This is a genomic window from Amycolatopsis sp. 3B14, from assembly GCF_050958625.1.
GTDB classification, from domain to species: Bacteria; Actinomycetota; Actinomycetes; order Mycobacteriales; family Pseudonocardiaceae; genus Amycolatopsis_E; species Amycolatopsis_E thermoflava.
Map to the genome: position 1 here is coordinate 77,558 of NZ_JBHZEN010000096.1, position 24,913 is coordinate 102,470.

Sequence of the window (24,913 nt, forward strand, 5' to 3'; positions counted from 1 at the left end):
GCAGGCATGGCGAACATTCTTTTCGTGATGACCGGCGCCGACCGCTGGACACTGGCGGACGGCACCCAGCACCCGACGGGCTTCTGGGCCGAGGAGGCCGTGGTCCCGTTCGAGGCCTTCACCGCGGCCGGGCACCAGGTCACCGTGGCCACGCCCGGCGGTGTGGTGCCGCCCGTCGACGAGGCCAGCCTGAGCCCGGAGGCCACCGGTGGCGCCGAGACCGCCGCCCACCTGCGCGAGGCGGCCGCCTCCGCCTTCGCCGACCCGGTCGCGCTGGCCGACGTCGATCTGGACGGGTTCGACGCGGTGTACGTGCCCGGCGGGCACGGCCCGATGGAGGACCTCGCCGCCGACGCCGACTCCGGTCGGCTCCTCGCCCGCGCCCTGCGGGAGGGCAAGCCGCTCGGCGTGGTCTGCCACGGGCCGGCCGCACTGCTGGCCGCCACCACCGACGAGGGCGGCAACGCCTTCGCCGGGTACCGGATCACGGCGTTCAGCAACGCCGAGGAGGAGCTGGCCGGCAACGCCGCCAAGGCGCGCTGGCTGCTGCAGGACCGGCTCACGGAGGCGGGCCTGAAGGTGGAGACGGGTGAGCCGTTCGCGCCGCACGTGGTGACCGACCGCACCGTGGTGACCGGGCAGAACCCCGCCTCGTCCGCACCGCTCGCCGCGGAACTGCTGAAACTGCTGTCCGCCGGGCGCGCGTCCTGACGCAGGAGCCGATGCGCACCAGCCACCAGGACCGGCTGGTGCGCGCGGAGTCCACAGCGGACCGTGGCAGCATGGGGTGGTGACCGAATCCCGCGCCGAGGACGCCCCGCTGACCCTCTACCTGGTCAAGCGGCTGGAGCTGGTGATCCGCTCGCTGATGGACGACGCGCTGCGCCCGTTCGGGCTGACCACCCTGCAGTACACCGCGCTGACCGCGTTGCGGCACCGCAACGGGCTGTCGTCCGCGCAGCTCGCGCGCCGCTCGTTCGTCCGGCCGCAGACCATGCACACCATGGTGCTCACGCTGGAGAAGTACGGGCTCATCGAGCGCGCGGAGGACCCGGCCAACCGCCGGGTCCTGCTCGCCACCCTCACCGAGCGCGGCAAGCAGGTCCTCGACGAGTGCACGCCGCTGGTCCGGGAGCTCGAGGACAGGATGCTGTCCGGCATGGACGACGACCGCCGCGCCGGGTTCCGCCGCGACCTGGAGGACGGCTACGGCATTCTCGCCTCGCACGCCAACGCTCAGCGCGCGTTGACGAACGGCGGCGGCGAGTAACGCGCGAACGCCGCGTCCCCGATCGTCGAAGCCACCTCCTGCAGCCGTTCCGGCCGCGCCGCGTCGGACCACGCGCCGGTGCGGATGCGCTGCTGCACCGCGAACAGCCCGGCGAGGTACTCGGCCGGGGTGAACGCACAGTGCCCCACCCGCTGCACATACGCCTGCCGCAACAGGGCGCTCTCCCCCGCGCGGGCCACGCGCCGCGCGTAGTCCGCTTGGTACTCCACCGGCGCGAGCTGGTCGGCGATCGTGTGCAGGGTCAGCTCCGGCACCCGCAACTCCCCCGTCGGCGTCGACGTGCGCCGCATCCAGGCCAGCGCCCCGGCGTCCGGGGCGATGTCCGCGGCGCGGGTGAGCGTGTCCAGGTCGGCGTGCAGGTCCAGGCCGGCCACCCGGTATAGCGCGGCGACCTGCGGCATCTGCGCCGACCGGTGCACCAGCCGCGCGTAGTCCACGCCGGTGTTCCAGCCGCTGTCGCCGCCGGCCACCGAGACGATGCTGACGCGCGACGGGATCACGAACGGCAGCGTCTGCGACAGCCACGTGTACTGGGCCTGTTGCTGCTGGGCGAAGTCCGTGGGCGGCCGCGGCCCCGTGTCCCACGTCGGCATGTTCATCAGCGATGCCGCGAGCGCGATCCGCGCGCGGCCGTCGGAGGTGGCCTGCGCCTGCCGCACCGCGGTGGTGAGGGCGGTGACGGTGGCGGCCGCCTGCGCCGGCGTGGTGAACCCGGTGAGCTGGAGGTCCTGGCCGGGCAGCAGCAGCTCGGCCAGGGCGTGCATGCCGTCGAGCTGGTAGTTGTTCAGGTTGACCCCGCCGCCGACGAGACCGCACGTGGTCAGCGCCCCGTCGACGCGACCGCCCTCGGCGAGCAGCGCCGACACCAGGCCGCCCATCGACTGCCCCAGCGCGACCACCTCGCGCGCCGCCCCGATGCGTTCCTCGACCGCGGCGAGCGTGCCGAGCTGGTCGGCCACCGCCGTGTCGAGTGCCCAGCCCGCGTGGGCGTAGGACGATCCGGCGAGCGCGTAGCCGCGGTCCAGCAGCGCCTGCGCGGTCGCCGCGTCGGGCGCGTCGGCGGGCGGGTTCTCCGGGCCGGGGCGGAAACCGTGGCTGAACAACACGAGCGTGCCGTTCCAGCGGGCGGGCACGTCGGCGATCCAGGTGGCGCCGTTCGGCAGCGTCCCGGTGAGCCGGGTCGCGGCGCTCGCCGGCGCCGCGGGCAGGACGACGGCCAGCGCCAGCGCGAGCAGGAGGACCCCGAGACGGCGGGTCAAGGTCACGCCGCACCCCGCGGGGTCAGTGCGACGGCGACCAGCGCCAGCAGGGCCATCCCGGCCAGGTAGACGCCCACCAGCAGCGAACTGCCGGAGGCGGTGAAGATCGCGGTCGCCACCACCGGCGCGAGGCCGCCGCCGACCACGTTGCCCAGCTGGTAGCCCAGCGACACGCCGCTGTAGCGGATGCGGGTCGGGAACTGGTCGGACAGCAGCGCGGGCAGCGGCCCGTACTGGGCGGACACGGTGATCACCGTGACCACGCACGCCACCAGAGCCAGCACGAACACGCCGGTGTCGAACACGAGGAAGAACAGCAGCGCCGCGACGGCCTGCGCGATCGCGCCCGCGGCGATCACCTTGCGGCGGCCGAAGCGGTCGGCCAGCCCGGACAGCCCGTAGATCGCGCCGAGCTGCACCACGCTGGTGAGGATCACGACGATCAGCAGCTCATTGCGCGAGTAGCCGACTTCGGCGGTGCCGTAGGACAGGATGTAGGTGAGGATGATGTAGCCCATCGCGGTCGACGCGCCGGTCACGAACACCGCGCGCAGCACGGCCAGCGGGTGGTCGCGCAGCACCTCCAGCAGCGGCACGCGCGCCGGGCGGTGCCGCGCCGCCTCCTCGAACAGCGGGCTCTCGGTGAGGCGGCGCCGGATCACCAGACCGAAGATCACCAGCACGAAGCTGATCAGGAAACCCAGCCGCCAGCCCCACTCGACGAACGCCTCGCGCGTGGAGGTCGAGGCCACCAGCAGCACCAGGTTCGCGACGATCGCGCCCGCCGGGACGCCGAGCTGCGGCGCGGCGCCGTAGAGCCCCCGGCGGGACGGCGGTGCGTGCTCGACGGCCATCAGCGCCGCGCCACCCCACTCGGCGCCGACGCCGACGCCCTGCGCCAGCCGCAGGACCACGAGCAGGATCGGCGCGGCCACGCCGATCTGGGCGTAGGTGGGCAGCAGCCCGACCAGCACGGTGGCCATGCCCATGATCAGCAGCGAGATCACCAGCATCCGCTTCCGGCCGATCCGGTCGCCGAAGTGGCCCGCCACGATCCCGCCGACCGGGCGCGCCAGGAACCCGACCGCGAACGTGGTCAGCGACGCGAGCTGGCTGACCGCGGGGTTGCTGGAGGGGAAGAACTGCGGCCCGAAGACGAGCGCGGCGGCCGCGCCGTAGAGGAAGAAGTCGTACCACTCGATGGCGGTGCCCACGAAACTCGCGACGGCGACCCGCCGGGCTTCGCGGGTGCCCGAGGCCTGCACGGAGACGGCTGGCTGGTGCGTCATCGAACCACCAATCATCAGAGACCCTGATATGGAGAGGAAGGATGGCATCGGGGCACGAACCCGTCAAGGCTCTTGACTGAGTACTCACTCAGGGGCAGTGTCGGCGGAGACCCGCGACGGCGCGGGAGACGAGGAGACTCACCATGGCGGGACGGGTTGCGGGCAAGGTCGCGTTGATCACCGGCGCGGCACGGGGTCAGGGCCGGGCGGACGCGGTGCGGCTGGCGCAGGAGGGCGCCGACGTGATCGTGGTGGACATCGCCGCCACGCTGCCCAGCGTCACCTACGCCTCCCCCACGCCCGCCGACCTGGACGAAACCGTGAGCCTGGTGGAGAAGACCGGGCGGCGGGCGGTCCGGGTGCAGGCGGACGTGCGGGACCTGGCGGCGCTGCGGGCGGGCGTGGACGCGGGCGTCGCGGAGCTGGGCGGGCTCGACATCGTGGTCGCCAACGCCGGGATCTGCGTGCCCGCGCCGTGGGACGACGTCACCGAGGAAATCTTCGACGACACGATCGGCGTGAACGTGCGCGGCGTGTGGAACACGGTGATGGCGGGCGCGCCGCACCTGATCCAGCGGGGCGGCGGGTCGATCATCCTGATCAGCTCGGCGGCCGCAATGAAGGTCCAGCCGTTCCTGGTGCCGTACACGACGAGCAAGTGGGCGGTGCGCGGCATGGCGAAGGCCTTCGCGACCGAGCTGGCGCGGCACGACATCCGGGTCAACAGCGTGCACCCGACGGGCGTGAACACCGGGATGACCGGCGAGGGCCTGCAGGCCGCGTTCGCCAAGGGGTTCGAGCGCGACCCGAAGCTCGCCGGGATGCTGACGAACCTGCTGCCGGTGGCGATCACCGAACCCGAGGACGTCGCCGACATGGTGCTGTTCCTCGCCTCGGACGAGTCGAAGTACGTCACCGCGCACGAGCTCGCCCCGGACGCGGGGGTGACCGAGTTCTGACCGCCGTGGACGAACCCGCCGGCTCCGGCCGCGACCGGATCCTGGCCGCGGCGGAGGAGCTGTTCGCCGAGCGCGGGTACGCCCGCACGTCGACCGCGCGGCTGGCGACCGCGGCCGGGGTGCCGCAGGGGCTGATCTTCTACCACTTCGGCACGAAGGAAGGCCTGCTGCTGGCGCTGATCCGGGAGCGGTCGACGCGCACGCTCGCGGACCTGGTGCCGGCCACCGTCCCGCCCGACGCGCACGCCGCGGTGGCCGAGCTGTGGCGGCGGCTGGCGCGGCACCTCGGCGAGCAGACGCCGATGCACCGGATCGTGTTCCGGGAGAGCGAGCACCACCCCGAGCTGCAGGACCGCGCCCGCGAAATCCACGACTCCATCGTCACCGCGGTGAGCGCCTACCTGGCACGGGTGACCGGGGACGCCAGGCCGGCGCCCCGCCACCAGGCCGCCGCGCGGATGCTGGTGGCGACCTCGTCGGCGGCCTCGGTGACCCCGGGGGCACCACCCCTGGCCGCGAAGGTGGTGGCGGACCTGCTGCTGAACGGGCTCGGCTGAGCTTCGGCTCGCGTAGGGCGGCGGGACGGCGGGACAGTAGTCACCATGACCGACAACACACTGCGGCGGATGGACAACATCGCCATCGTCGTCGACGACCTCGCCGTCGCCAAGGCGTTCTTCACCGAACTCGGCATGGAGCTGGAAGGCGAGGCGACGCTGGAAGGCGGCCTGGTGGACCGCCTCATCCGGCTCGACGGCGTCCGGACGGACATCGCGATGATGCGGACCCCCGACGGCCACGGACGGGTCGAGCTGACCAAGTACCACTCGCCGGCCAGCCCGGACGGCGCCCAGCCCGTGCACGCGCTGGGCGCGCACCGCATCATGTTCGCCGTCCACGACATCGACGACGTGCTCGACCGCCTCCGGGCACACGGCGCGGAACCGGTCGGCGAAGTGGTGCGGTACGGGGACAGCTACCGGCTCTGCTACGTCCGCGGTCCCGCCGGGATCTTCGTCGCGCTCGCCGAGGAAATCGGCTGAGCGGCGACCCGCGCCAGCACGTCGACCGCGCGCGCCCAGCGTTCCTCGTCCAGCCCGGCGTGCGTCGTGACCCGCAGGCGGGAGATCCCGTCGGGCACGGACGGCGGCCGGAAACAGCCCACCCGCACCCCCGCCGCGAGAGCCTCGGCCTGGGCGGCGACCGCGACGTGCGGCGAGGGCATCGGCACCGACAGCACCGCGCCCGCCGAGCGCGGCACGTGGAGCCGCTCGGCCAGTGCCGCGCCGCGCTCGTGGATCCGGGCCGGCAGGTCCGGCCGGGCGCGCAACGTGCGCAACGCCGCCAGAGCGCCGGCGGTGGGCGCGGGCGCCAGACCGGTGTCGAAGATGAACGGGCGCGCCCGGTTGACCAGGTGGTCGATCAGCGCGGCCGAACCGAGGACCGCGCCGCCCATCGCGCCCAGCGACTTGGACAGCGTCGCGGTCATCACCACGTGCGGGTGACCGGACAGGCCGAGGCCGTGCAGCAGACCCCGCCCACCGTCACCGGCCACGCCGAGCCCGTGCGCCTCGTCCACGACGAGCAGCGCGTCGTGCTCGGCGCACACCCCGGCCAGCTCGGCGAGCGGCGCGGCGTCGCCGAGGACCGAGAAGACCGACTCGGTCAGCACGAGCGCCCGCCGTCCACCGGCGGCCGCCAGCGCGGCCCGGACGGCGGCGACGTCGTTGTGCGGGACCACCCGGACGGCGGCGCGGGACAGGCGTGCGGCGTCGATCAGCGACGCGTGGACGTGGGCGTCCGAGACGATCACCGCGTCCCGGTCCGCCAGCGCGGTCACCGCGGACAGGTTGGCGTGGTAGCCGGTGGAGAACACCAGCGCCGCCTCGCGGCCGGTGAACTCGGCCAGTTCCCGCTCCAGCTCGGCATGCAGCGTGGTCGTGCCGGTCACCAGGCGGGACGCGCCGGCGCCTGCGCCCCAGACGAGCGCTGCTTCGGCCGCCGCGCGGCGGACGCCGGGGTCACCGCTCAGCCCGAGGTAGTCGTTGCTGGCCAGGTCGATGAGGTCATCGCCGGCCGCCCGCGGGCGCAGGATGCGCTGCAGGCCCGCGGCCTCGCGCGCGGCGCGCTGCGTGGCGAACCACTCCGCCCAGCTCATGCGACCGCCGCCGCGGCCGCGATGCCACGGCAGATCGTGGCGATGTCGTCGTCGGTGCACACGTACGGCGGCATGGTGTAGATCAGGTCGCGGAACGGCCGCAGCCACACGCCCTCCGCCAGCGCCGCCTCGGTCGCCTTGGCCACGTCGACCGGGTGGTCGAGCTGGACCACGCCGACCGCGCCGAGCACGCGCACGTCGGCGGCCTCGATCCGGTGCAGCGCCTGCAGTCCCGCGTTGATCCGGCGCACGTCGGCCGCCCAGTCCACACTGGACAGCAGGTCGAGGCCGGCGGTGGCGATCGCGCAGGCCAGCGGGTTGGCCATGAACGTGGGCCCGTGCATGAGCACCCCGGAGTCGCTGGCCGACAGTCCCCTGGCGACCTCGGTCGTGCACAGGGTGGCGGCCAGCGACAGGTAACCGCCGGTGAGGGCCTTGCCGACGCACATCACGTCCGGCGCCACGCCCGCGGCGTCGGCGGCGAAGAGCGTGCCGGTGCGGCCGAAGCCGGTGGCGATCTCGTCGAAGATCAGCACCAGCCCGTGCTCGTCGGCCACCTCCCGGAAGACCGGCAGGCAGCTCGCCGGGTAGGGGTGCATGCCGCCGGCGCCCTGCAGCAGGGGCTCCACGATCAGCCCGGCCAGCAGGCCGGCGTGCTCGGCCGCGAGCGCGCGGAAGCCCGCCGCCCACGCGGCGACGTCCACTTCGGACCGGGGCGGGCGGTCGCCGAACACCTGCTCCGGCAGCATCCCCGACCACATGGCGTGCATGCCGCCGTCCGGGTCGCACACGCTCATGCAGTCGAAGGTGTCGCCGTGGTAGCCGCCGCGGACGGTGAGGAACCGGGTCCGCTCCGGGTGGCCGGTACCGCGCTGGTACTGCAGCGCCATCTTCATCGCCACCTCGACGCTCACCGAGCCGGAGTCGGCGAGGAACACGTGCTCCAGCCCGGCGGGGGTGAGGTCGACCAGCCGCGCCGCCAGCTCGACGGCGGGTTCGTGGGTGAGACCGCCGAACATCACGTGGGACATCTTCGCCAGCTGGCGCCGCGCCGCCTCGTCGAGCACCGGGTGCCGGTAGCCGTGGATCGCCGACCACCACGACGCCATCCCGTCGACCACGTCCCCGGCGCCGTCCACGGTGATCCGGCTGCCGGACGCCCCGGTGACCAGCCGCACCGGGGCCGGGTCGGTCATCGACGTGTACGGGTGCCACAGGTGCCCGCGGTCGAACGCGAGCAGTTCCGCGGGTGTCATCACGCGTTGGGGACCACGGCGGTGCCCGCGCCGCGCCGACGGATCGCCGGGTCGGCGGGTTCCCGTGCCGCACTGTCCTCTTCGGAGCCAAGCACGACGAACCCGTTGTCCCGGATCATCTCCAGGTCCGCCTCCGCGGCCTGCCCCTCGGAGGTGAGGTAGTCGCCGAGGAAGATCGAGTTGGCGACGTGCAGCGCGAGCGGCTGCAGCGAGCGCAGGTGCATCTCGCGGCCACCGGCGATGCGGATCTCCTTGTCCGGGCAGACGAACCGCGCCATGGCCAGGATCTTCAGGCACCGCGACGGGGACAGCTCCCAGGTGTCCGCGAGCGGGGTGCCGTCGAAGGGCATCAGGAAGTTGACCGGGATCGAGTCGGCGTCCAGCTCCTTGAGCGCGAACAGGGCTTCGACCAGCTGCTCGTCGGTCTCCCCCAGCCCGGCGATGAGACCCGAGCAGGGCGACAGCCCGCCGCGCTTCGCCTTCTCCACGGTGTCCACCCGGTCGGCGTAGGTGTGGGTCTGGACGATGTTGTGGTGGTGGCTCTCGGCCGTGTTGATGTTGTGGTTGTAGGCGTCCACCCCGGCGTCTTTGAGGCGCTCGGCCTGTCCGTCGGAGAGCAGCCCGAGGCAGGCGCAGACCTCGACGTCCGGGTGCTCGGCCTTCAGCGCGCCGACCATCTCGGTGACGCGGTCGATGTCCCGGTTGGACGGTCCCCGCCCGGAGGAGACCAGGCACACCCGGCCGGCGCCACCGGAGATCCCCGCGCCCGCCTGCTTCAGGGCCTCCTCCGTGGACAGCCAGGAGTACTTGAGGATGGGCGCCGCCGAGCCGAGCGCCTGGGAGCAGTAGTTGCAGTTCTCCGGGCACAGACCCGACTTCAGGTTCACCAGGTAGTTCACCTTGACGGTGTTGCCGAAGTGCGCGCGGCGCAGCCTGCCCGCCGCGGCGACGACGGACAGCACCTCGGCGTCGTCGGCGCCCAGCACGGCGAGTGCGTCGCCGGGTCCGGCGGGAACCCCGGCGAGGACCGCGTCGGCGAGCTGCTCGAACCTGGAGTCCATCCACTTTCTCCTGACTCAGAGTGACTAGTTGATTACAACCTGAACGGTGTTCGGGTGAGCGGCGCTGACGGTACACTGGGCGCGCCGAACAGGTCAACGGGAGGAGTCCGGCGTGCGCTACCAGCGGCGCGATGTCGTCGAGCGCGCGATCGAGGTCCTCGACGAGTACGGCCTGGAGTCGCTCACCATGCGCAGGCTGGCCGCCGAACTCGGGCTGCAACCGAGCGCGCTGTACCACCACGTGCCGAACAAGCAGACGCTGCTGGCCGCGGTCGCCGACGAGATCCTGGCACGCGGCCGGCGTGAGCGCCGCGCCGCCGAGTGGGACCGGCGGGCGGTGGAGATCTGCGCCGAACTGCGCGATTCGATGCTGGCCTACCGGGACGGCGCCGAGGTGGTCGCCACCGCGCACACCTTCGGCCTCGGCGCGGGCGAACCGGCCGCGCAGTTGCGGGAAGCCCTGCGCGACGGCGGCCTGCCGGACGACCTCGTCGACGTCGGCACGCGCGCGCTGCTGCACCTCGTCTTCGGCCACACCGCGGACGAGCAGGCCGCGCTGCAGGCCTCCAGCGCCGGGGCGATCGACCGGGAACCCGGCGGCCCAGGCGACTTCGAGCGGGGCATCGAACTCCTCCTGGACGGCATCCGCTCCCGCGTGCGCAGCTGACCGCCCGGACGCGTCCGCGCCGCACTGGGGCGGCACTGCTCCCCGGCGGCCGATCCGGCATCCTGATCAGCGAACCGCACGAGGGATCGGGAAGGACGGCCATGGCCGAGCTGCCGGAGTTCGTGGTGCCGCAACGGGTCGACAGCCCGGTCCGGCCGACAGCGCCGTCGACCCGGCTGGGCCGGTGGCTGCTGCAGCACCGCGTCCAGCCGGTCGGCCCGGAGAGCGGCGAGCAGCACACCGAGCCGCAGGCCTGGTGGAAGGTCATGTGCCTGACCGGCGTGGACTACTTCTCCACGCTGTCCTACCTGCCGGGCATCGCCGCGCTGGCCGCCGGCGCCCTGTCGCCGCTGGCCACCCTGCTGATCGTCGCGCTGACCCTGCTGGGCATGCTGCCGATGTACCGGCGGGTGGCGAAGGAGAGCCCGCACGGCCAGGGGTCGGTCGCGATGCTGGAGGACCTGCTGCCGTTCTGGCGCGGCAAGATCTTCGTGCTGGTGCTGCTCGGGTTCGTGGCCACGTCGTGGATCATCACGATCACCCTGTCCTCGGCCGACGCCACCGTGCACGCGCTGGAGAACCCGCACGTCCCGGCCTTCCTGCACGGTCACGAGGTGCTGGTCACCGTGGTGCTGCTGCTGATCCTGGGCGGGGTGTTCCTGCTCGGGTTCTCCGAGGCCGTCGGGGTCGCCATCCCGCTGGTCGCGGTGTTCCTGCTGCTCAACGCCGTGGTCGTGGCCGCGGGGGTGGCCGAGGTGCTGACCACGCCCGCCGCGCTGGACCGCTGGGTGGACGCGCTCACCTCCGGTGGCGGCGGGATCACCGGTGTGATCGGCCCCGCGGTCCTGGCGTTCCCGCTGCTGGTGCTGGGCCTGTCCGGGTTCGAGACCGGCGTGAGCATGATGCCGCTGGTCGCCGCCGACGGCGAGACCGCCGAGCAGCGGCTGGCGAACCGGATCCGCAACACCCGCAAGCTGCTCACGGTCGCCGCGCTCATCATGTCCGTGTACCTGATCGCGACCAGTTTCGTCACCACGGTGCTCATCCCGGAGGACCAGTTCGAGGCCGGCGGGGAAGCCAACGGCCGCGCCCTGGCCTACCTGGCCCACGAACTGCTCGGGGAATGGGTCGGCACGGCCTACGACATCAGCAGCATCCTGATCCTGTGGTTCGCCGGCGCCTCGGCGATGGCTGGGCTGATCAACATCGTGCCCCGCTACCTGCCCTCCTACGGCATGGCCCCGGAGTGGACGCGCGCGGTGCGGCCGGTGGTGCTCGTCTACACCGGGATCTGCGTCCTGGTCACGATCATCTTCGGCGCCGACGTCGACGCGCAGGCCGGCGCCTACGCCACCGGCATCCTGGCGATGATGGTCTCCGCCTCGGTGGCCGTGGCCATCTCCGCGGCGCGCGCCCGCCGCCGCCCGGCCGCCACCGGGTTCACGATCCTGACCCTCATCCTGCTCTACGCCCTGGTGGAGAACGTGATCGAGAAGCCGGACGGCCTCACGATCTCGGCGTTCTTCATCCTCGGCATCATCGCGGTCTCCCTGGTCTCCCGCGTCAGCCGGACCACCGAGCTGCGCGTGGAGCACATCGAGTTCGACGAGGAAGCCCGGCGGTTCGTCACCGACTCGATCGCCTACGACGGCGCACTGACCATCATCGCCAACCGCAGGCAGGCCGGCGACATCGCCGAGTACCGGGCCAAGGAGAGCGAGCAGCGCGGCATGAACCCCGTGCCCGGCTCGGCCGACGTGCTGTTCCTGGAGATCGAGGTCGTCGACCCCTCCGACTTCAGCGACGTGCTGCATGTGCGCGGCGTCGACGTCGACGGTGTCCGCGTCCTGCGCGCGGAAAGCCCCGCCGCGCCCAACGCCATCGCCGCGATCCTGCTGGCCCTGCGCGACACCACCGGGGTCCGGCCGCACTGCCACTTCGAGTGGAGCGAGGGCAACCCGCTGGGGCACCTGTTCCGCTACCTGATCCTCGGCCGCGGCGACACCGCACCGGTGGTGCGCGAGATCATCCGCACCAGCGAACCCGACCCGGCGCGCCGCCCCGGCATCCACGTCGGCGGCTGAGCGCGCCGCCGCGGACCGCGGGCCGGGCGGCTCTCGAGCGACGGCCCCGCCGAGGGCGCCGCCTGCGCGCTGCTGGTCAGGGTCGAGCAGCGCGGCTACGTCGACGTGGAAAGGTCCCGTCCGCCTCGGAAAACTGGAGGACCTGTTCCTCGCGCTCGTCGACACCGGCAGCGCGGAAGGGACGATCAACACGCACTTCACCGGCGACGCCGCAGTCCTGTTTGGACGGTCGTTGCGGCACATCACGCGCAGCCTGGACACGATCATCACCACCGCGATCATGCCAATCGCCTTCACGCTCCTGTTCGCCCACGTGTTCGGCCGCGCGATCCGGTCCGGCTCGGACTCCTACGTGAACTACCTGCCGCCTGACCTACGACCGGCACGGCCTCGTCCTCGGCTACCCGGGCATCGCCACCCGGGTTCAGTGACGTCCCGGCCCGCGTGACCGGCTGATCCGCCCGTCGCGCCGGCGGCGGCCAGCCGTTCCACTGTGGAGACGATCTCCGCCCAGTCGTTTGACTACGGTACCCCCCTAGGGTATAAATCTCGGTGTCGGCGCCACCGGGGCCGACGTAAGGAGAAGGAACGATGCGGGGTTACACCAGCGACAAGGACGGCTACCTCACCCGGCTGCGCCGGATCGAAGGGCAGATCCGGGGCCTGCAGCGGATGGTCGAGAACGACGAGTACTGCATCGACGTGCTCACCCAGATCGCCGCGGCCACGAAGGCCCTGCAGTCGGTGTCGCTGGGCCTGATGGACGAGCACCTCAAGCACTGCGTGGCCGAAGCGATCGCCGTGGGCGGCGACACGGCCGACGCGAAGGTGCGCGAGGCCAGCGAAGCCATCGCCCGGCTGGTCCGTTCCTGACCAGGAGAAGGGAAGAGACAGATGACTCAGCAGACCTACACCGTGACTGGCATGACCTGCGGGCACTGCGTGGCTTCGGTGACCGAGGAGGTCGGCGAGATCGACGGCGTCACCGACGTGGCCGTCGACCTGCCCACCGGCCGGGTCACCGTCACCAGCGAGAAGGAGCTCACCACCGACGCGGTGCGCGCCGCCGTCGAAGAAGCCGGTTACCAGCTGACCGCGTAGCGGCCGGCCCGAGGACAGGAATGTCATGAACACTGCAGGGAAGCTCTCCGCCTACGGTGCGGCGCTCGTCCTGGTCGCCGGTGGCGCCTGGGCGATCGGCACCGCTGTCGGTCCCGTCACCAGCGAAGCTGGCACGCGTGGCGCCGAGGACGCCGCGCACGGGGACAGCCACAGCGGCACTGTCGCGGAGACCACGCAACCCGACCAGCCCGCGGGGCTGGCGTCGTCCAGGGGCGGTTACACCCTCACGCCCACCCGCATGACGCTGACCACCGGGACCACCAACCAGTTCGCCTTCCGGATCACCGGACCCGACGGCAACGCGGTCACCGCGTTCGACGTCGAGCACGACAAGCGCATGCACCTGATCGTGGTGCGCCGCGACACCGCCGGGTTCCAGCACGTGCACCCGGAAATGGCCGCCGACGGCACCTGGACGGTACCGCTGGCCGTCGCCGACGCCGGCAGCTACCGCGCCTTCGCCGACTTCACGCCCACCGGCGGCCAGGCCACCACCCTCGGCGTCGACCTCGCCGCGGCCGGCGACTTCCAGCCACGGGCCTACGCGCCCTCGCGGGTGGCGGAAGTGGACGGCTACCAGGTCCGGCTCGACGGCGAACTGACCCCAGGACAGACGTCGAAGGTGACGGCCACCGTCACCAAGGACGGCCACGACGTCACCGACCTGCAGCCCTACCTCGGCGCCTACGGGCACCTCGTGGCCCTGCGCGAAGGCGACCTCGCCTACCTGCACGTCCACCCGGACGGCAGCCCGGGCGACGGGACGACGAAGCCGGGGCCGGGCGTCACGTTCCACGCCGAAGTCCCCTCCGCCGGCACCTACCGGCTCTTCCTCGACTTCCAGCACGCGGGCCAGGTCCGCACGGCCGAGTTCACCGTGCCGACCGCGGGCAGCGCGCCCACCGCACCGCCCGCCACCGGCCACGGCCACAGCCACGGTTGATCGAGGGGAACGACGATGACTTCGGATGTGCAGAACCTCCCGCAGGCCGCGGCCCAGGACATCGAGCTGGCGATCGGTGGCATGACCTGCGCCTCGTGCGCGATGCGGATCGAACGCAAGCTCAACAAGCTCGACGGCGTCACCGCGACCGTCAACTACGCCACCGAGAAGGCGAAGGTCAGTTACCCCGCCGGCCTGGACCCGGCCACGCTGGTCGCCCAGGTCGAGGCCGCCGGCTACACGGCCACCGTCCCCCAGCCCGAGACGGCGGAACCGGAGGCCGCCGAGGAGGACCCGACCCGGCCGCTGCGGCAGCGGCTGATCGGCTCGCTGGTGCTGTCGGTGCCGGTGATCGTGCTGGCGATGGTCCCGGCGCTGCAGTTCACCTACTGGCAGTGGATCTCGCTCACGCTGGCCGCGCCGGTGATCGTGTGGGGCGCGTGGCCGTTCCACCGCGCCGCGTGGGCGAACCTGCGCCACGGCGCGGCCACCATGGACACGCTCGTCTCGATGGGCACGCTCGCCGCGTTCGCCTGGTCGCTCTACGCGCTGCTGTTCGGCAGCGCCGGAACACCCGGCATGACGCACCCGTTCGAGCTGACCATCCAACGGATCAGCGGAGACGGCAACATCTACCTCGAGGTCGCGGCCGGGGTGACCACGTTCATCCTCGCCGGCCGCTACTTCGAGGCCCGCTCCAAGCGACGGGCCGGGGCCGCGCTGCGGGCGCTGCTCGAACTCGGCGCCAAGGACGTGGCCGTGCTGCGAAACGGCCGGGAGGAACGCATCCCGGTCGAGCAGCTCGCCGTAGGCGACCGCTTCGTGGTCCGGCCCGGCGAGAAGATCGCCACCGACGGTGTGATCACCGAGGGCAGCTCCGCGGTCGACGCGAGCATGCTCACGGGCGAGTCCGTGCCGGTCGAGGTCGGGCCCGGCGACCCGGTCACCGGCGCGACCGTGAACTCCGGCGGCAGGCTGGTCGTGCGGGCCACCCGCGTCGGCGCGGACACCCAGCTGGCGCAGATGGCGAAGCTGGTCGAACAGGCCCAGACCGGCAAGGCCGCCGTGCAGCGGCTGGCCGACCGGATCTCCGCGGTGTTCGTGCCAATCGTCATCGCCCTCGCCACCGGCACCCTGGCGTTCTGGCTCGGCGCCGGCGGCACCGTGTCCGCGGCGTTCACGGCGGCGGTGGCGGTGCTGATCATCGCCTGCCCCTGCGCGCTGGGCCTGGCCACCCCGACCGCGCTGCTGGTCGGCACCGGCCGGGGCGCCCAGCTCGGCATCCTGATCAAGGGCCCGGAAGTGCTGGAATCCACCCGCCGCGTCGACACCGTCGTGCTCGACAAGACCGGCACCGTCACCACCGGCAAGATGGCCCTGACCGACGTGCACACCGACGGCGCCGACACCGCCGAGGTGCTGCGCCTGGCCGGAGCGCTGGAAAGCGCCTCCGAGCACCCGATCGCCCAGGCGATCGCCACCGGAGCACGCGATCGCGTCGGTGACCTGCCCGGCGTCGAAGGCTTCACCAACATCGAAGGCCTCGGCGTGCAAGGCATCGTCGACGGCAAGGCCGTGCTCGTCGGCCGCACCGCGCTGCTGGCCGACTGGAGCCAGCACCTCTCCCCCGACCTCGCCGATGCCAAGGCCGCGGCCGAACGGCAGGGCAAGACCGCGGTCGCCGTCGGCTGGGACGGCCGGGCGCGGGCGGTGCTGGTGGTCGCCGACACCGTCAAACCCACCTCCGCCGAGGCAATCCGGCAACTGCGCGGGCTCGGGCTCACCCCGATCCTGCTCACCGGCGACAACCGGGCCGCCGCCGAGGCAGTCGCCGCCGAGGTCGGCATCGACCAGGTGATCGCCGAGGTCCTGCCGAAGGACAAGGTCGACGTGGTCAAGCGCCTGCAGGGCGAGGGCAAGGTCGTGGCCATGGTCGGCGACGGGGTCAACGACGCCGCCGCCCTCGCCCAGGCCGACCTCGGCCTCGCCATGGGCACCGGCACCGACGTCGCCATCGAAGCCAGCGACCTCACCCTCGTCCGCGGCGACCTCCGGGTGGCGGCGGACGCGATCCGGTTGTCCCGGCGCACGCTGCGCACGATCAAGGGCAACCTGTTCTGGGCCTTCGCCTACAACATCGCCGCCCTCCCCCTGGCCGCGGCGGGCCTGCTCAACCCGATGATCGCCGGCGCCGCCATGGCATTCAGCTCGGTCTTCGTGGTGAGCAACAGCCTCCGGCTGCGCGCCTTCCGCAGCTCGATCACCGAAGCCGGCCCGGGCGAGGACATCGCGCGGCGAGCGGCGGAGGAACCGGTCGCGGTCGGCTGAATCGTGACGAAGACCGCGGCCGGCGCCCGCCGGCCGCGGTCTTTCGCTGCGCCACCTCCGGTTTCCTGGATCGCGAAGATCCCCGCAGCGGTACGCACGCGGCCGGCGAACCGGAGCAGGGCCCGGTCGCCCGTGGCGATCTCGATACCCCCGGGGGTACCGTGGATGCCAGCGGAACCAAGGAGGTTCACCGATGTGTCGTCGTGTGACGTGTGCCCGGTGCGGCAAGGCCACCTACGCCGGGTGCGGCCAGCACGTGGAAGAAGTGCTCGCGGACGTGCCCGCCGGGCAGCGCTGCCAGTGCGAGCCCGAGAAGCGGGGCGGGGCGTTGCGGCGCCTGTTCGGGCGATGAGCGTGCGGAAGGCGGAGGTGGCCTGATGGAGATGGGACCCGAACTGACCGGCGACGCCCTGGTGCGGCTGCGCCGCGCGCAGGGCCAGCTGGCCGCGGTGATCAGCATGATGGAGAACGGCGGGGACTGCCAGGAGGTGCTGACCCAGCTGGCCGCGGTGTCCCGCGCCCTGGACCGCGCCGGGTTCAAGATCGTCGCCAGCGGCATGCGGCACTGCCAGGCCGCACGCGACCGCGGGGAAGAGCCACCCATGACCGAAGCCGAGCTGGAAAAGCTTTTCCTGGCCCTGGCCTGACCCCCGGCGCCGTCCGTGCGGCGCCGGGGTGTCGTCGCCACATACCCCCCGGGGTACGACCAGGCCGAACGAAGGAGAAAGGCCATGCTGGATGTACGGGTGATCGAGACGTCGTCGCTGGGCGACCGCAGCTACCTCGCCCACGACGGAGAACTCGCGGTGGTGGTGGACCCGCAACGCGACATCGACCGGATCGCCGCGCTGGCGGGCCGGCTCGGGGTCCGCGTCGCGTGGGTGCTGGAAACCCACGTGCACAACGACTACGTGTCCGGCGGGCTGCACCTGGCCCGGCTCACCGGTGCGCGCTACGGGCTTTCCGCGGCCGACGACGTGCCGTTCGAGCGCGTTCCGGTGCGCGAGGGGGACGTGATCGAGGTGTCCGGGCAGATGCGGATCCGGCCGGTCGCCACCCCGGGCCACACCTTCCACCATCTGTCCTACGTCCTCGACGGACCGGACGGGCCGGAGGGCGTGTTCACCGGCGGGTCGCTGCTGCTGGGCACCACCGGCCGCACCGACCTGCTCGGCCAGGACCACGCGCACGAACTGGCCCGCCACCAGCACTCGTCCGCCCGCCGCCTCGCCGACCTGCTGCCCGACGGCGCGGCCGTCTGGCCCACCCACGGGTTCGGCAGCTTCTGCTCGGCCGGGCGGGCCGACGGCGAAGCCTCCACGATCGGCCGCGAACGGCGGCACAACCCGGCACTCACGCTGGCCGAGGGCGAGTTCGTCGAGCAGACCCTGGCCGGCCTGGACGTCCACCCGGCCTACTACGCGCACATGGGGCCGCGCAACGCCGCCGGACCCGAGCCCATCGACCTCACCCCGGCCCGCACCGCCGGACCGGACGAACTGCGGCAGCGCATCGACGACGGCGAGTGGGTGGTGGACCTGCGCTCCCGCAAGGCGTTCGTGCACTCGCACCTGGCCGGCACGGTCAGCCTCGGCCTCGACGGTCCGATGGCGACGTGGCTGGGCTGGCTCATCGACTGGGGCGCCCCGATCACGCTGCTCGGCGAGACCCCGGTAGATGTCGCCCAGGCGCAGCGGGAGCTGGCCCGCATCGGCATCGACCGGCCCGCCGCCGCGGCCAGTGGGAGCCCGGAGAAGTGGGCGGGCGGCCGGTCCGGGCGGCTGGCGAGCCTGCCCGCGGCGTTGTTCGCCGACCTGGCCGCCGCGCTCCGGCACGGGCATGCCGGCGCCTACCCGCCGCCGGCGGTGGTGCTGGACGTCCGCCTGCCGCACGAGTGGCGGGACGGCCACGTGCGCGGCGCCGTGCACATCCCCCTGCCCGAACTCCCCCACCGGATCGGCGAACTCCCCGCGGGCCCGGTGTGGGTGCACTGCGCCAGCGGCTACCGCGCGACCGCCGCGGCCTCCCTGCTCGCCAGGGCCGGGCGGAGAGTGGTCCTCATCGACGACGTCTTCACCGGCGCCGCCGACGCGGGCGTGCCGATGGCGGCCTGACCGGCGCTCGTGCCGCCCCGGAGTCCCTTCCGGTGGGCCGGAAATCGGAAGCCCCTCACGACCGAACGGGTGCTCGCACACTGCGAAATCCACCTGCGGGAAGGGCCTCCGGCCGGCACCCGAGGCCCTTCCCCTGTCCTCACTCCGCTTCGAGCACCGCGCGCGCCCGGTGCAGGGTCAGCGGGATCAAGTGGTCGGTTATCTTCGCGGCGGCGGCGAGCTTGCGGTACGTGCCGTCGACGATCGCACGCACCCGCGCCGGGTCCGCGCCGGGGCAGACCCGCCGCAGTTCGCCGACGACGGCGGCCAGCTCGTCGGCGGCGAGATGGATGCCGTCCGGGGTGTGCGGGCGCTGCCGGTAGGCCTCACCGGTGACGTCGCGGCGCATCGACGCCTCGGCCAGGTCCGACGCCGGATGGCCGGTCCAGGACGCCGCGCTCGGCCGCGCTTCCGGGGCCGCCGTCCTTCGTTCCATGTCGTTCATGGCGTCGTCTCCTCACGCGTCTTCCGGATCTTCGGGCACCACCGCGACCGGGCAGGGCGCCCGGAAGGCCAGGGACTGGCTCGTCGAGCCGAGCAGCAGCCCCGCGAACGCGCTGCTGCCGTGGGTGCCCACCACGAGCAGGCGGGCGTGCTGACCGAACTCCAGCAGGGTGTGCCCGGGGCGCCCGCGCAGCACCAGGTGCTCCACCGGCACCCCGGGGAACTCTTCGGCCAGCGGGGCCATCCGGGCGACCAGCGCGCGGTGTTCCGCGTCGTGCCGGTCCACCGGGTCCCCGGGAGCCGCGTGCCAGGTCCGCACCGCCGTCACCGAGGTGCCGTGCAGCGCGGCCATCTTCATGGCGTAGCGGGCCGCGGTGATGGTGCCGTCGACGCCGACGACGATCGAACCCCGGTCGGCGACGCGGCCGCGCACGACCACGACCGGGCGGTGGCCGTGCACCGTCAGCGCCAGGCCGCAGGAGCCGAACACGAGCCTGCTGAGCCCGCCCGCGCCGTCGTGCCCGAGGACAACCGACGCGGCGTGCTCCGACTCGCGGCGCAGCACGACCCGGGGATCGCCCTCGTGCAGCCGCAGCTCCACCGTCACCCCGGGGGCGGTCTCCCGCGCCACCGCTTCGGCGGTCCGCAGCCGGTCGGCGCCCCAGGCGCGCAGTTCCGCGCGGATCTGGCCGGCGTTCATGCTCAGCGCGGGGTAGTCCCGGTCGCTGCGCGGGTAGGCGTGGACCAGGCGAACCGGCACGCCCAGCCGGGCGGCGTCCCGGGCGCCCCAGCGCACCGCGTCGAGCGCCGAGCCGGATCCGTCGACGCCGACCACGACCGGCCTCGCGCGATCACCGGGGCGGGCAGGGGTTTCCTGGGCGTGTTCCCGCACGGTCATCGTTTCCTCACCACCGGGTCTTGTCGCTGCCGAGCTCGGACCATTCGCGCTCCCAGGCCGCCAGCCGCAGCCGGCCGAGGCCGGCGCGCACCAGCGCGACGAGCAGCCCCAGCGCCGCCACGACGCCGAGCCACGCGAGCAACCCCGCGGCGAGTGCCACGGTCAGTGCGCCGCTCGCGGTCAGCGGCGCGGGCACGGGCTCCCCGGCCGGGTCGACCCAGACGGGGACCCGGTCGCCAGGCCCGGTGCCGCGGCCGGCCGGCACGGTTCCGGTGCGGTCGCTGCCGTCGGGCAGGCGCCACACCGCGGTGGCGGTCCCGTCGTCGCTGTCGGGGCTGGGCGGGGTCACGTCCAGCACCAGCGCGTCCACCTCGCGCCGTTCGGCCTGCTGCTGCCGGGAAACCGCCATCTGGGCGGCCCGGACCTCGGAGACGACGACACCGGCCACCGGGACCGCGAACAGCGCAGCGAGCACCGCGGTGGCGAGCACGGCCGCCTCGGCGCGGTCCCAGCTCCGGGCAAGCGAGCCGCGGCCGGGGCGGATCAGACGCCACTGCCTGCTCAGCCACAACGTGAACGGTGACATCGACGCTCCTCCCCCAGCACGCGCTCACACCATCGGGCCGGACTGGTAGTCCACTTCGGCCAGTGGGTGCCGGGCCGTGCGTGCGGCGGGCACGATCACCACCGGGCAGTGCGCCCGGCGCAGGCATTGCGCGCCGACGGAACCGACCAGCGCGCGCATGAGCCGCCCGTAGCCGTGGCTGCCGAGCACGAGCATGGCCGCGTCCTCCGCGGCGGACAGCAGCACCTGCGCCGGCTCGCCCTCGGTGACCTCCGGCCGGATCTTCGCCTCCGGCTGGTCGCGGTGCGCGCGGTCCACCATCTCGCCGAGGGCCCGCCGGTGCGCGCTGAACACCGCCTCGGCCGTCGCCCCGCCTCCCGCGTAGCTCCAGGCGTGGACCGCCACCACGTCTCGGCCGGTCCGCGCCGCTTCGTCCGCCGCCCACCGCAGCGCAGCGGCGCTGCCCGCGGAGCCGTCCACCCCCACCACGATCGCGGCCATGACGCCGTCCTCTCGCCGGTCGTTGTCCCTGTGTCCCAGCCTGGTCCGGCGACGGCCGGTGGTGAAGGGCCGATGGTCCCCGTCGTGCGGGCCTTGCGGCGGTATCCGGCCGTCACGGCGGGGGTCAGGGCGCCGGCGGACCTCGGCCGGCGCCGCCGCCACGTCCTGTCCTGCCGTCATCGCGGTTCCCCGCCGGGGCGGACGACCATCACCGGGCACTCCGCGTGGTGGATCAGCGCCTGGCTGGTCGACCCCAGCAGCAGCCCGGCGAACCCGCCGCGCCCCCGGCTGCCGACAACGACCAGCTGCGCCTGCCTGCTCCAGTCGATCAGCTGATGCCGCGGCCGATCGCGCACCACGACGCGGTCCACCTTCACGTCGGGGTAGCGCTCCTGCCGGCCCGCCATCCGCTCGGCGAGCACCAGCTCCTCGTCCTGTCGCACCGCGTCCCAGTCGACGACCAGCGGGAAAGACCCGAGACCACCGAGGAGGTCGTCGTCGCTCCACGCGTGCACCGCCACCAGTGGCGCCCCGCGCCGGCAGGCCTCCTCGAAAGCCGCCGCCAGCGCCCGCTCGCTGAACGGGCTGCCGTCGACACCGGCCACCACCGGTCCCGCCGGCGGGCCGTGCTGCCCGCGCACCACCACGACCGGGCAGTGTGCGTGGGAGACCACCTGCACAGCCGTGGTCCCGGCGAGCACGCCGTCCCCGGACGCGCCCAGCACGAGCGCCCGGGCGCCGCGGGACGCCGCGTTCAGCGCCTCGGCCGGGTTCTCCTCCGGCATCGCCGTGGTGACCGCCAGTTCCTCACCACCGGCGTCGCGGGCGACCCGGACCGCCGCGGCCAGGAAGTCCCTCGCGTTGTCCGCCAGATCGTCGTGCATCGCGCGCAGGGCGGGCATCGCTTGGCCGTAGCGGCCGGTGAACGGGGAGAACCCGTGCACGAGGTGCAGCAGGCCGTGATGCCGCGCCGCGTCGGCCGCGGCCCAGCGCACCGCCGCGGTGGAGGCCTCCGACCAGTCCACCCCGACGACCGTCACCCCTGCGCTGTTCGGCATATCGTTCCTCCCCGAATCCGGAACCCGGTCGTCCACAATGGAATTGAGCCGGTCGGCCACGGCGACCACACCCGGGATCGCCTCGGCCGGCCGCACTGCCCGGTCCGCGTCACCGCGGCCGGTCGACGGTGCCGGTGAGCGTCCCGACCCCGTCCACGACTCCGGCGCGCGCCTGCTGCGGGGCCGCCCACAGGCGGTGCCGCAGCACCTCCTGTTCGACGGTGCGGTCGAGCAACCGGGCCACGTTCTTGAACGGCATCGCGGGCACCACGGACGCCACCGGGTGCGTCATCAGGTCGGCCACGACCGGCCTGCGCACCTGACTCACCCCTGGCGGACGATCAGCAGCGGGCACAGCGCGAAGGTGATCAGCGACTGGCTGGTGGACCCGAGCACCATGCCGGCGAACCCGCCGCGGCCGCGGCTGCCCACGACGATCAGCTGGGCGTGGACGGCCTGGTCGAGCAGCCGGTCGGCCGGGGCGCCGCGCACCACGATCCGCTCGACGGCGACGTCCGGGTACTTCTCCTGCCAGCCCGCCAGCCGCTCGGCCAGCAGCTCGCGCTCGCGCTCCTCGATCGCCGGCCGGTCGAGCGTCCAGCGCGTGTCCTCGAACAGGGCGCCCAGGTAGGAGTCGTCCCACGCGTGCACCGCGACGAGCGCGGCGCCGCGCCGGGACGCCGCGTCGAACGCGGCCGCGATCGCCTCGTCGCTCGTGGGCGAGGCGTCGACCCCGACCACGACCGGCCCCTCGACGGGCGGCTCGTCGTCCGCCGCGTGCGGCCGGACCACGGCGACCGGGCAGTCCGCGTTGGCGGCCAGCGCGATCGTGACCGACCCGGCCAGGAAACGGCCGAGGAACCGCACGGGCGGGGTGCCCAGGACGAGCATGCTCGCCGCGCGGGACTCGTCCAGCAGCGCCGCGCCGGGCCGCTCCTCGCGCAGGCTCCGCCGGATGTCCACATCGGACTCGGTGTCGCGGGCGACGTCGCTCGCGGCGTGCAGGATCCGGTGGCCCCGCTGACGCGCGAGACCCGTCAGGTCCACGTGCACCGGCAACGGCTGGGGGTAGCCGAGCGAGGCTTCGTCCAGTGCGTGCACCAGTTTCAGCGGCACGTTCCGGCGGCGCGCCTCGGCGGCGGCCCAGCGGACCGCGCCGAGCGACGCTTCGGAGCCGTCGACCCCGACGACGACCGGGTTCGCGGAGTTGGACATGGCTGTTCCTCTCGGGTCCGGGTTCACGCCGCGGCCGTGGCACGCTGGACGAACGCGGTGAGTTCCGGGATGGTCAGGGTCCGGTTCGCCGGCTGCCGGCGCGGTCGCGGGACCGGTGCGCGGCCTTCGGCCGGGGACAGCCCGAGCATGGCGAGGAGCTCGCGGAGCTCGTCGGCGTCCTTCGCCTGGCCGGCGACGGCGCGCGCGGTGCGGTGACGTTCTTCCGGGGTCGGTTCGTGCGAGCTGATCTCCATGCCAGGAACGCTATTCGCGGACGGAGACCCGGGACGACGGGCGGAGGGCCCGTCGTGGCGGGGCGGAGGTCGCCGACGGCGGGGACTTTGTGCCCTGTCCTCAGCCGCCCGAGGCCAGCAGCCGGGCCAGCGCGAAGCCGGTGATCGCGGAGGTGGTGGCGGCCATGAGCAGCCCGCCGCCGGCGCCGATCAGCACCGTCACGGCCAGGGCTTGCCCGTCGTGCCACAGCGGCATGGTGACGGCGAGGAACACGCCCAGCCCGGCCAGCCAGGCCGCGGCGGTGACCGGGATCCACCGCCATGCGCGGGACAGGTGCGAGCGCAGGAGCGGCCATTGGGCCGTGCCGAGTGACGCGAGCAGGACCAGCCCGAGCGCCACCACGGCCGCCGCGGCCTGCACCGGCGGCCGGCGGTGGATCTCCGCCGCGGCCGGGAGCGTGCCGGCCAGGTAGGCGACGACCGCGCCGGCCGAGGTCGCCGCGATCCAGCGCCGCCCGGGCAGGGCCGGCAGCGCGTGCCGCAGCACGAGCGCCTGCCCGCAGCCGAGCGCGGCCCCTTCGACCGCCCCGGCGGCCAGCAGGACGGGCACGGCGACCGCGGGTGCGGACCCGGCGGTGAGCGGGCCGACGACGGCGGGCACGGCGAACCCGGCGAACTCGGCCAGGGTGACGATCCAGAACCAGCTCCACGCGAACGCCTTGCCGCGCAACGGTTCCGCGGGCGGCAGGTCGATGGTGACCAGCGGCGCCTCTGCGGGCACGTGGGGCCGGTGGTGCCGGTACACGGCCAGGGCTGCCTCGCGCTCGGCGCCGTGCAGCACCCGGCCCACACCGGCCGACCACCCGCCCGGCAGCCGCACCTCAACGGGCGCCGGGGTGCGGAAGTGCCGCCACCACGTTTTGCGGGCGGCCCGTCCGGCCATCACCAGCACGTGGTCACCGTCCCGGACGTGGCCCACCGGGAACTCGACCACCTCACCACCACACCGCGCGCGGTAGCGCAGCACACACAACCGCCCGCCCGCCAGCGGAGCGAGCGCCGAGCCCAGCAACCCGAGGACCACACGGTTGCCGATCCCGCGGCGAGAGCTCGCCCGCCGATGGCGCCCAGGTGCGGTGGTGCTCATCCCCACCTCCCCACCCAGCCGCCGCCCCGGATCCGGCCCACCCGGAACTCGACCACCTCACCACCACACCGCGCGCGGTAGCCCCGCAACCGCCCGCGAGCCGGCCACACCACCACCCCGTCACCCAAGCAACGGCGAGCCACCCGCCGATGGCGCCCAGGTGCGGTGGCGCTCATCCCCACCTCCCCACCCAGCCGCCGCCCCGGATCCGGCCCACCGGGAACTCGACCACCTCACCACCACACCGCGCGCGGTAGCCCTGCAACCGCCCGCGAGCCGGCC

General features: G+C 73.6%; 28 protein-coding genes. 14 read left to right on the forward strand and 14 right to left on the reverse strand.

The features are described 5' to 3' along the window. The first annotated feature begins 6 nt into the window (after positions 1–6). Positions 7–711, forward strand: coding sequence for a type 1 glutamine amidotransferase domain-containing protein (locus ACCP09_RS37960; RefSeq protein ID WP_431904395.1), 705 nt, complete (start codon positions 7–9; stop codon positions 709–711). A 76-nt stretch (positions 712–787) separates the two neighbouring features. Next, positions 788–1,270, forward strand: a complete 483-nt coding sequence (locus tag ACCP09_RS37965) for a MarR family winged helix-turn-helix transcriptional regulator (RefSeq protein ID WP_027929571.1) — start codon at positions 788–790, stop codon at positions 1,268–1,270. Here ACCP09_RS37965 and ACCP09_RS37970 read toward each other — a convergent pair. Both ACCP09_RS37970 and ACCP09_RS37975 read right to left on the reverse strand, forming a co-directional pair. Then, positions 1,237–2,556, reverse strand: a complete 1,320-nt coding sequence (locus tag ACCP09_RS37970) for an alpha/beta hydrolase (RefSeq protein ID WP_433753807.1) — start codon at positions 2,554–2,556, stop codon at positions 1,237–1,239. The genes ACCP09_RS37965 and ACCP09_RS37970 overlap by 34 nt on opposite strands. Beyond that, positions 2,553–3,839, reverse strand: coding sequence for an MFS transporter (locus ACCP09_RS37975; RefSeq protein WP_378363552.1), 1,287 nt, complete (start codon positions 3,837–3,839; stop codon positions 2,553–2,555). Before ACCP09_RS37975 ends, ACCP09_RS37970 begins: the two co-directional genes overlap by 4 nt. A 143-nt stretch (positions 3,840–3,982) precedes the next feature. Between ACCP09_RS37975 and ACCP09_RS37980 the strand changes: the two genes are divergently transcribed. The 3 genes from ACCP09_RS37980 to ACCP09_RS37990 are packed head-to-tail and all read left to right on the forward strand — an operon-like array spanning position 3,983 to position 5,841. After that, positions 3,983–4,798: a mycofactocin-coupled SDR family oxidoreductase gene (locus tag ACCP09_RS37980; RefSeq protein WP_433753809.1), complete on the forward strand. Its 816-nt coding sequence runs from the start codon at positions 3,983–3,985 to the stop codon at positions 4,796–4,798. A gap of 5 nt (positions 4,799–4,803) precedes the next feature. After that, positions 4,804–5,355, forward strand: coding sequence for a TetR/AcrR family transcriptional regulator (locus tag ACCP09_RS37985; protein WP_027929567.1), 552 nt, complete (start codon positions 4,804–4,806; stop codon positions 5,353–5,355). Positions 5,356–5,400: 45 nt separating this feature from the next. Then, positions 5,401–5,841: a VOC family protein gene (locus ACCP09_RS37990; RefSeq protein WP_433753811.1), complete on the forward strand. Its 441-nt coding sequence runs from the start codon at positions 5,401–5,403 to the stop codon at positions 5,839–5,841. Here the strand turns inward: ACCP09_RS37990 and ACCP09_RS37995 are convergent. Genes ACCP09_RS37995 through bioB form a run of 3 tightly spaced genes read right to left on the reverse strand, consistent with a single transcriptional unit; the run spans position 5,787 to position 9,273 of the window. Next, complete coding sequence (locus ACCP09_RS37995; RefSeq protein WP_433753813.1) at positions 5,787–6,956, reverse strand: 8-amino-7-oxononanoate synthase; 1,170 nt, start codon at positions 6,954–6,956, stop codon at positions 5,787–5,789. The genes ACCP09_RS37990 and ACCP09_RS37995 overlap by 55 nt on opposite strands. Further along, positions 6,953–8,212: an adenosylmethionine--8-amino-7-oxononanoate transaminase gene (locus ACCP09_RS38000; protein WP_433753815.1), complete on the reverse strand. Its 1,260-nt coding sequence runs from the start codon at positions 8,210–8,212 to the stop codon at positions 6,953–6,955. The genes ACCP09_RS37995 and ACCP09_RS38000 overlap by 4 nt, the downstream gene beginning before the upstream one ends. Then, positions 8,212–9,273, reverse strand: coding sequence for a biotin synthase BioB (bioB, locus tag ACCP09_RS38005; RefSeq protein WP_433753817.1), 1,062 nt, complete (start codon positions 9,271–9,273; stop codon positions 8,212–8,214). Before bioB ends, ACCP09_RS38000 begins: the two co-directional genes overlap by 1 nt. 112 nt (positions 9,274–9,385) lie before the next feature. On the opposite strand from bioB, the gene ACCP09_RS38010 reads away from it, so the two are divergent. From ACCP09_RS38010 to ACCP09_RS38050, 9 genes are all read left to right on the forward strand, one after another. Continuing rightward, a complete protein-coding gene (locus ACCP09_RS38010; RefSeq protein ID WP_027929562.1) occupies positions 9,386–9,940 on the forward strand; it encodes a TetR family transcriptional regulator in 555 nt (184 codons plus the stop codon). Positions 9,941–10,041: 101 nt separating this feature from the next. Next, the gene (locus ACCP09_RS38015) at positions 10,042–12,024 is read left to right on the forward strand and encodes an amino acid transporter (protein ID WP_433753820.1); all 1,983 of its coding nucleotides are present in this window, start codon (positions 10,042–10,044) and stop codon (positions 12,022–12,024) included. A gap of 591 nt (positions 12,025–12,615) precedes the next feature. Next, positions 12,616–12,897, forward strand: a complete 282-nt coding sequence (locus ACCP09_RS38020) for a metal-sensitive transcriptional regulator (protein WP_020422877.1) — start codon at positions 12,616–12,618, stop codon at positions 12,895–12,897. Positions 12,898–12,918: 21 nt separating this feature from the next. Next, entirely contained in the window at positions 12,919–13,125 is a 207-nt protein-coding gene (locus ACCP09_RS38025) for a heavy-metal-associated domain-containing protein (RefSeq protein WP_433753822.1), read from the forward strand. A gap of 25 nt (positions 13,126–13,150) precedes the next feature. Beyond that, positions 13,151–14,089 (forward strand): hypothetical protein, encoded by a 939-nt coding sequence (locus tag ACCP09_RS38030; protein WP_433753824.1) that lies wholly within the window; start codon positions 13,151–13,153, stop codon positions 14,087–14,089. Positions 14,090–14,104: 15 nt separating this feature from the next. Further along, a complete protein-coding gene (locus ACCP09_RS38035) occupies positions 14,105–16,417 on the forward strand; it encodes a heavy metal translocating P-type ATPase (RefSeq protein ID WP_433753826.1) in 2,313 nt (770 codons plus the stop codon). Between the two features lie 193 nt (positions 16,418–16,610). After that, positions 16,611–16,769, forward strand: a complete 159-nt coding sequence (locus ACCP09_RS38040) for a hypothetical protein (protein ID WP_167344574.1) — start codon at positions 16,611–16,613, stop codon at positions 16,767–16,769. Between the two features lie 25 nt (positions 16,770–16,794). Beyond that, on the forward strand, positions 16,795–17,064 hold the full coding sequence (locus ACCP09_RS38045) for a metal-sensitive transcriptional regulator (protein WP_027929553.1): 270 nt from the start codon (positions 16,795–16,797) through the stop codon (positions 17,062–17,064). 84 nt (positions 17,065–17,148) lie between these two features. Then, positions 17,149–18,531 (forward strand): MBL fold metallo-hydrolase, encoded by a 1,383-nt coding sequence (locus ACCP09_RS38050; protein WP_433753829.1) that lies wholly within the window; start codon positions 17,149–17,151, stop codon positions 18,529–18,531. 139 nt (positions 18,532–18,670) lie between these two features. On the opposite strand, the gene ACCP09_RS38055 is transcribed toward ACCP09_RS38050, so the two are convergent. From ACCP09_RS38055 to ACCP09_RS38095, 9 genes are all read right to left on the reverse strand, one after another. Then, a complete protein-coding gene (locus tag ACCP09_RS38055; protein ID WP_027929551.1) occupies positions 18,671–19,015 on the reverse strand; it encodes a three-helix bundle dimerization domain-containing protein in 345 nt (114 codons plus the stop codon). Between the two features lie 12 nt (positions 19,016–19,027). Next, on the reverse strand, positions 19,028–19,912 hold the full coding sequence (locus ACCP09_RS38060) for a universal stress protein (RefSeq protein ID WP_433753831.1): 885 nt from the start codon (positions 19,910–19,912) through the stop codon (positions 19,028–19,030). Between the two features lie 7 nt (positions 19,913–19,919). After that, positions 19,920–20,498, reverse strand: a complete 579-nt coding sequence (locus ACCP09_RS38065; RefSeq protein ID WP_433753833.1) for an Rv1733c family protein — start codon at positions 20,496–20,498, stop codon at positions 19,920–19,922. A gap of 24 nt (positions 20,499–20,522) precedes the next feature. Further along, entirely contained in the window at positions 20,523–20,978 is a 456-nt protein-coding gene (locus ACCP09_RS38070; RefSeq protein WP_027929548.1) for a universal stress protein, read from the reverse strand. Positions 20,979–21,154: 176 nt separating this feature from the next. Then, entirely contained in the window at positions 21,155–22,036 is an 882-nt protein-coding gene (locus tag ACCP09_RS38075) for a universal stress protein (RefSeq protein ID WP_433753835.1), read from the reverse strand. Between the two features lie 109 nt (positions 22,037–22,145). Then, on the reverse strand, positions 22,146–22,355 hold the full coding sequence (locus tag ACCP09_RS38080; RefSeq protein WP_433753837.1) for a hypothetical protein: 210 nt from the start codon (positions 22,353–22,355) through the stop codon (positions 22,146–22,148). Between the two features lie 5 nt (positions 22,356–22,360). Next, positions 22,361–23,251: a universal stress protein gene (locus ACCP09_RS38085; protein ID WP_433753839.1), complete on the reverse strand. Its 891-nt coding sequence runs from the start codon at positions 23,249–23,251 to the stop codon at positions 22,361–22,363. Between the two features lie 23 nt (positions 23,252–23,274). After that, positions 23,275–23,505, reverse strand: a complete 231-nt coding sequence (locus ACCP09_RS38090; protein ID WP_051362575.1) for a hypothetical protein — start codon at positions 23,503–23,505, stop codon at positions 23,275–23,277. Between the two features lie 100 nt (positions 23,506–23,605). Continuing rightward, complete coding sequence (locus ACCP09_RS38095) at positions 23,606–24,631, reverse strand: hypothetical protein (protein WP_433753841.1); 1,026 nt, start codon at positions 24,629–24,631, stop codon at positions 23,606–23,608. Positions 24,632–24,913: the final 282 nt, after the last annotated feature.